Source organism: Mycobacterium sp. TH-M25, from assembly GCF_057473665.1.
Window position 1 is genome coordinate 1 of sequence record NZ_JBYCLA010000500.1, and the last position, 5,925, is coordinate 5,925.

Annotated in this window: 5 protein-coding genes and 1 pseudogene; 4 read left to right on the plus strand and 2 right to left on the minus strand. The window is 68.0% G+C overall.

All coding sequences use genetic code 11. The features are described from left to right. Both eccD and mycP read left to right on the plus strand, forming a co-directional pair. The coding region (gene eccD, locus AC2VOU_RS16830) for a type VII secretion integral membrane protein EccD (protein WP_486958393.1) at positions 1-622 on the plus strand (622 nt) is incomplete at its 5' end. An 11-nt stretch (positions 623-633) separates the two neighbouring features. Next, positions 634-1,978, plus strand: a pseudogene (mycP, locus tag AC2VOU_RS16835) (type VII secretion-associated serine protease mycosin). Here the strand turns inward: mycP and eccB are convergent. Beyond that, on the minus strand, positions 1,928-3,337 hold the full coding sequence (gene eccB, locus AC2VOU_RS16840; RefSeq protein ID WP_486958394.1) for a type VII secretion protein EccB: 1,410 nt from the start codon (positions 3,335-3,337) through the stop codon (positions 1,928-1,930). The pseudogene mycP and the gene eccB sit on opposite strands and share 51 nt — an antisense overlap. A gap of 184 nt (positions 3,338-3,521) precedes the next feature. Here eccB and AC2VOU_RS16845 point away from each other — a divergent pair, with 184 nt between their 5' ends. Together AC2VOU_RS16845 and AC2VOU_RS16850 are read left to right on the plus strand one after the other, a co-directional pair. Further along, entirely contained in the window at positions 3,522-4,313 is a 792-nt protein-coding gene (locus tag AC2VOU_RS16845) for a cutinase family protein (protein WP_486958396.1), read from the plus strand. Positions 4,314-4,349: 36 nt separating this feature from the next. Continuing rightward, positions 4,350-4,994, plus strand: a complete 645-nt coding sequence (locus AC2VOU_RS16850; RefSeq protein WP_486958395.1) for a cutinase family protein — start codon at positions 4,350-4,352, stop codon at positions 4,992-4,994. Between the two features lies 1 nt (position 4,995). Here AC2VOU_RS16850 and truA read toward each other — a convergent pair whose 3' ends face one another. Continuing rightward, the gene (gene truA, locus AC2VOU_RS16855; RefSeq protein ID WP_486958397.1) at positions 4,996-5,883 is read right to left on the minus strand and encodes a tRNA pseudouridine(38-40) synthase TruA; all 888 of its coding nucleotides are present in this window, start codon (positions 5,881-5,883) and stop codon (positions 4,996-4,998) included. Between the last annotated feature and the right edge of the window lie 42 nt (positions 5,884-5,925).

The window sequence follows — 5,925 nt, forward strand, 5'->3', positions numbered from 1 at the left end:
GTGCGCGGCCGCGGCCGCGGTGCGCGCAGTCGTCGCCGCACCGCTGCCGGCCATCGGTGCCGGCCTGGCGACAGTCTCGCTGGCTCTGATCGAAGCGGCTGCGCCGCTGTCGGTCATGCTCGCCCGGTTGTCACCTCTGCCCGCCGAAAGTACCGACGACGCCCACGCACGTGCGATCCGCGCACACACCTGGCTCGACAGCCTGATCACAGCTTTCTCTGCCTCCGCCGCCCTGGGCGCCGTCGGCCTGGCGGGCGAGACCTCACTGTCCGGGATCGGCTTCGCCACCATGGTCGGCGCCGCCCTGCTGCTGCGTGCACGTGCGCATCAGGATCTCGGCCGATCATTGCCGACAATCGCGTGCGGCGCGGCTACGCTCTGCAGTGTCTTGGTGGCCGCCACCCGCGGGTACCCCCAGTATGCGCCGCACATTGCGGCACTGTCGTTGACGCTCAGCATGTTTGCGCTCTACCTCGGCTTCACCAGTGGATCAACGGCAGCCATTCCAACCGCACGGCGAAGCGTCGAACTGATGCAGTATTTCGCCCTCGCCGCGATTGCCCCGCTCGCGTTCTGGCTCTGCGGCTTCTACGGCGCGGTGCGCAGTCTGAATCTGCCTTGATACCAGCTCGATTGAGGTTGCTGCGATGCTCGACGACAGCAGCTGTCGCCATTCTGCCGTGGTACTCCACACCGCTGGCCAACGCGATATCGCCGCCACCGATTGACCTCAGTAGGCTGCCGCCGCCGGCACCCGCTCGCCCACCACATCCGACCGTCCAGCGCGAGATCTGCGCGGTGTTGTCGACGATTCCCGATGCTGACGTATCCCAGCTCGCTGGGCTTGATCTACCGCAAGTTTGGAAATTAACCACCGGTTCGGGCCAGCGCGTCGCGGTCATCGACACCGGAGTCGCACCACACCCACGCCTGCCGCACCTGGCCGCGGGCGGGGACTATGTTTCCACCGGTGACGGAAACCAGGACTGTGATGGTCATGGAACCGTCGTTGCCGGGATCATAGGTGCCACAGCCGATCCCAAACATACCGATGCTTTCAGCGGCGTCGCTCCCGGTGCCGAACTCATCGGCATCCGGCAGTCCAGCACGAAGTTCGGGACCGCATCGGACCCGACACACCCTGGGTTCGGGGACGTGGACACGATGGCGCGGGCCGTGCGCAATGCCGCTGACCTGGGCGCCACAGTGATCAACATTTCTGCGGTGGCCTGCGCACGCAGCGACTCGACTCTCGACGATCGTCCGCTGGGCGCTGCGCTGGCCTACGCCGTCGACAGCAAGAACGTCGTGGTGGTGGCGGCGGCGGGCAATACCGGCAAGTGGGCACTGCCCTGCACAGCAATCCGAACCGGCGACGATCGTCAGCCCGGCTTGGTATGACGACTACGTGTTGACCGTTGGTTCGGTGAACGCGCACGGCGAGCCGTCCTCCTTCACCCTGGCCGGGCCGTGGCTCGATGTCGCCGCACCCGGAGAAGGTGTGTTGTCCGTGAACCCGTCAGGTGCGGGACTGGCGAATGCGATGGCCGGAAAGGACGGTTCGACACCGCTTTCAGGGACGAGTTATGCCGCGCCGGTAGTCAGCGGCTTGGCAGCATTGATTCGCAGTCGTTTCCCGACGGGGAGCGCTCGTCGGGTGATGCAACGCATCAAAGCCACCGCGCACCATCCGCCCGGCGGATGGAACAACCGAATCGGCGCCGGCAGAGTGGACTTCCTCGCCGCGGTGAGCACCGACTCCCCGATGGCGCCGATCGCGTCGGCGCCCCGAACGCCGGCGCCCGTCGCCGCACCCGCGCGCCCCACACCGCCGGATGGCCGGGCTTGGCACGCGGCGTCGGTCGGGACCGGGGTCTGCGGCGGCGTAGTGGCGGCGATGCTGGCCGCAAGCATGCTGCGCACCCGATTACGGCGTGCCGGCGCCTCGCACGACAGCGGGAACATCCTGTGCGACTGAGGCATCGGCTCGGCTCAGATCCGGCCCAGCTGGCAGCGTGGCCAGCACCGGCCACGGTGCGGCGACCGTGGTGAGCGGCAGGCCCAGGTCCTTGGCCGCATCGTCATCGTGCACGGTGAAGCGGACGCCGGTATCGGAGATCAGGACGCGGGTGCCGGCCCGAGCATTCTCACCGGAGAGACTGGTCGCTCGGACATAGGCCACCCGCCCCGGCGGCAGGTAGACCGCGTCGACGGCGGGTCCGCCACCATCGGCCTGCGCCAACGCGACCGGCGCGCGGCCAACCGGAACGGGCAGGCCGCCAAGCGAAAACGAGGTCTTGACGCTTCCCGACGCAGCAGGTGTCCAGCTGGCGCAGACCATCGCACCGGGCGCAACCGATTGCGTCGAGGCGCGGTCGGGAAAGTCGGCCACCGGCAGACGGTGCACTGATTTGGTTGCGCGAAGGGCGTCGGGTGCGACCGAGATCGCCGTGTGAGTCCCTTGCGGCTCGGAGAATCGCACAAGCTCGGCGGCGAGTTCCCCCACCCGTTGGACACCGTCGGTCAACACCACGTAGTACTCGTCGCGGCCGCTGCGGGCGACCCGCAGCACGCTGCCGACCCGGAAACCGGGCAGCGAGTCGGGGCCTGGTTTCCCGACATCAGGAATTCGAGGCGCCGCAATCGGGGGTGTCTCGGGGATGAGGTTCAGCAGTGTCGACGAAACCCGCAGCGGCGGTCGGCCATCGAGCCCCAGCGCACGCGCGACCGCAGCGTCGTCCGGATTCACCACAGCCCGTCGACCCTCGAACAAGAGGTATGTGGAGCCGCCCGTGGCCGGCGTAACCAGCAGGGCCCGGTCACCGTCGAGACCATCAGCCGGCGGTTTCCCGCCGACGACGACCGTCGTGCGGCCACTGCTGTCGCAGACGGTCCACTGCAATTCGGCCACGTCAAGTGGCTTTCCGAGAAACTGCGGGGCGCCGGGGATACCCAATAGCGGACCCAGTTTGTCGCGCGCTAAAGCTGACGCGTCCACTGGCTGCGGGGCTGCATCGGTTTTCATGATCAATCTGGCCGAGGCCAAGTTCGGCACCGGGTGCAGGGTGTCACCCACCCGGACGTAGAGCGCTCCCGACTGCCGCTCCATCACGATGGGCGCGTTATCCGCCCCCGGTTGGGGACGGAGCAGGGCGAGCACCAGGCACGCGGCCAGCACGACAATCGCGAACACCAGGCCAACCGTCAACGCCAGCGCCGACGCACGGATCGACTCGTTCACCGCCCGCACGTCGATGCCGAGCAGCGCGCACTCGATTCGTCGCCGCAGAAACCGGTGGCCGCTGATCTCCAGCCTCGTCGTCGGATGCCACGCCATCGCACGCCACGATAGGCACTTGCCACCCGGCGGCCCGTCCGCAATCCACAACCGCGGGCCCGGACATCATCGAGGTGACCGCGGACCGGAATGTCCGTAAGATCATCTGGTGAGCATTGACTGCATGAGTCGCGTCGCGTCGCGTCGATCCTGGTCACGCCGGGTGAGCCTGACAGCGGCCGCGATGCTGGGTGCTGGCTCGCTGCTCGTCGCCCCCGGCGCCACCCCGTCGGCCAAGGCCGACAACTGCCCCGATGTTTCGGTGACATTCGCCCGCGGCACCGACGAACCTGCGGGTCTGGGCAGCGTCGGTCAGGCTTTCGTCGATGCACTGCGGCAGAAAACCGGCGAGAACATCGACGCCTACCCGGTCAACTACCGGGCCACCCTGTTGCAGATCCACGGCAACGACGGCGCCAAGGACGCGATCAAGCACATCAAGGAGGTCGCCGACAAGTGCCCGGCCACGCCGCAGGTGCTCGGCGGGTACTCCCAAGGCGCATCGGTGGTCGACATCGTCACCGGCACGCAGATCGGCGGCGTCGGCTGGGGCGATGCACTGCCGTCGCAATATGCCAGCCACGTCATCGCAGTCACCACCTTCGGAAACCCGGCCGACCGCAGCGGCGGGTCGATCGCGGCCCAGAGCGCGCTGTTCGGCGCCAAGGCCGTCGACTACTGCAACCCCGAGGATCCGATCTGCCACGCCGGCCAAGGCAACGAGTGGAAGGGCCACACCGACGGCTACGTGCCCGTCTACACCAACCAGGCCGCCAGCTTCGTGCAGACCCGACTGTTGGCGGTGGCGCCCCAGACCGGACCTGAAGTACCAGTCGGCGTCCCGCCCGGAGCCGGTGCGCCCGCGCCGTTCAGCCCCGCCCCGCCCGAACCCGGCCAGGGTCCGCCGCCGGGCCCGGTTCCCGGTGGCCCGGCCCCGACCGTGGTCGACCAGACCCGACCGGTGGCCTTCCACTGACCGCTCGGGGCTTCACGTCGCTATGAAACTGCCGCAATGAAACTGCGCGGGCTGATTCCGACCGTATTGCTGGTCGCAGGCTTGATGCTGGCGCCCGCGACGATCACGTCCGCATCCGCCGCTTGCCCCGACGCCGAGGTGGTGTTTGCCCGGGGACGCCAGGAACCAGCGGGTGCCGGAGTCCTGGGCAACGCATTCGTCAGCGCGCTGCGGTCCAAGGTCAACAAAAGCATCGGCCTCTACGCGGTTCGCTACCCCGCCGATACTGAAGTCGCCGTCGGCGCCAATGACATGAGCGCACACGTCCAATCGACGATCGACAGCTGCCCGGACACCCGCATCGTGTTGGGCGGCTACTCCCTTGGCGCGGCAGTCACCGATGTCGTGATAGCGGCTCCGGGAGCGATGTTCGGCTTCAACAATCCGCTTCCGCCCGGCGCCGACCAGCACATCGCCGCAGTCGCCCTGTTCGGCAACGGCACCCAATGGGTCGGACCGATCACCAACTTCAACCCGGTCTACCACGACCGGACCATCGACTTGTGCCACGGCGCCGACCCCATCTGCAATCCAGCCGACCCGCACACCTGGTCGGACAACTGGAACCAACACATGGCCGGTGGCTACATCCAGGACGGCCTGGTCAATCAAGCGGCCGACTTCGTGGCCGGCAAGCTGTAACTCAGTCCCGGGTCCGTAGGTCGCGGGTGATCAACGTCCGGGCCGCCAACTCGCCGTCAGCTGGGTAGTCCACGCCGACCAACGTCAGACCCCGCGCCGGTGCGGCGGCATAGTCACTGGAACGCCTTGTTTCGGAAAGCAATTGGGCGCACCACGTGGCGGTGCGGCGGTGTTCGCCGACGGCCAGCACCGCGCCGACCAGCGACCGCACCATCGACCAGCAGAAGGCATCGGCGGTGACGTGGGCGGTAATCAGGTCGCCGTCGCGCACCCAGTCGAAGCGCTGCAGGTCGCGGATGGTCGTCGCGCCGTCGCGGTGGCGGCAGAACGCGGCGAAGTCATTGAGGCCCAACAGCTTTTGCGCGGCAGCGGCCATCGCCTCGACGTCGAGCGGGCGCGGCCAACTGGTGATGAAGTGGGCCTGAAGCGGATCCACCCCGTAGTCGGCGGTGCAGATCCGATAGACGTAGTGACGACGCAGCGCGGAGAACCGCGCGTCGAAACCGGCCGGCGCGCGGGTGATTCGGCGGACTCGCACATCGGCGGGCAACAGCCGGCCCAGGCGGCGGATCAACGGCTGGAACTCGGGCTGCTCGAACCCAGGCTGATGGGGCCGTGGCGTGCGCGGATACACGTTGGGCAGCGCGTCGGGGGGAACGTCGACGTGGGCGACCTGCCCGGTGGCGTGTACGCCGGTGTCGGTACGACCGGCCGCGCGCAGTCGCAACTCGCGGCGAAACACCGTCGACAACGCCTCTTCGAGCACACCCGCCACGGTGCGCTGGCCCACCTGCGTGGCCCAGCCGGCGAATTCTGTTCCGTCGTAAGAGATATCGAGCCTCAGACGAACGAGCCCGCCACCGGTGTCGATGGCGGGCGCGTCGTTCAACGACAGATCAGGACTCGTCCGCGTCCCCTGCTTCGACTTCTT

Coding starts and splice junctions, on each gene's coding strand:
- eccB (WP_486958394.1), bottom strand. CDS start 3,337: ATGGCGTGGCATCCGACGACGAGGCTGGAGATCAGCGGCCACCGGTTT.
- AC2VOU_RS16850 (WP_486958395.1), top strand. CDS start 4,350: ATGAAACTGCGCGGGCTGATTCCGACCGTATTGCTGGTCGCAGGCTTG.
- AC2VOU_RS16845 (WP_486958396.1), top strand. CDS start 3,522: ATGCTGGGTGCTGGCTCGCTGCTCGTCGCCCCCGGCGCCACCCCGTCG.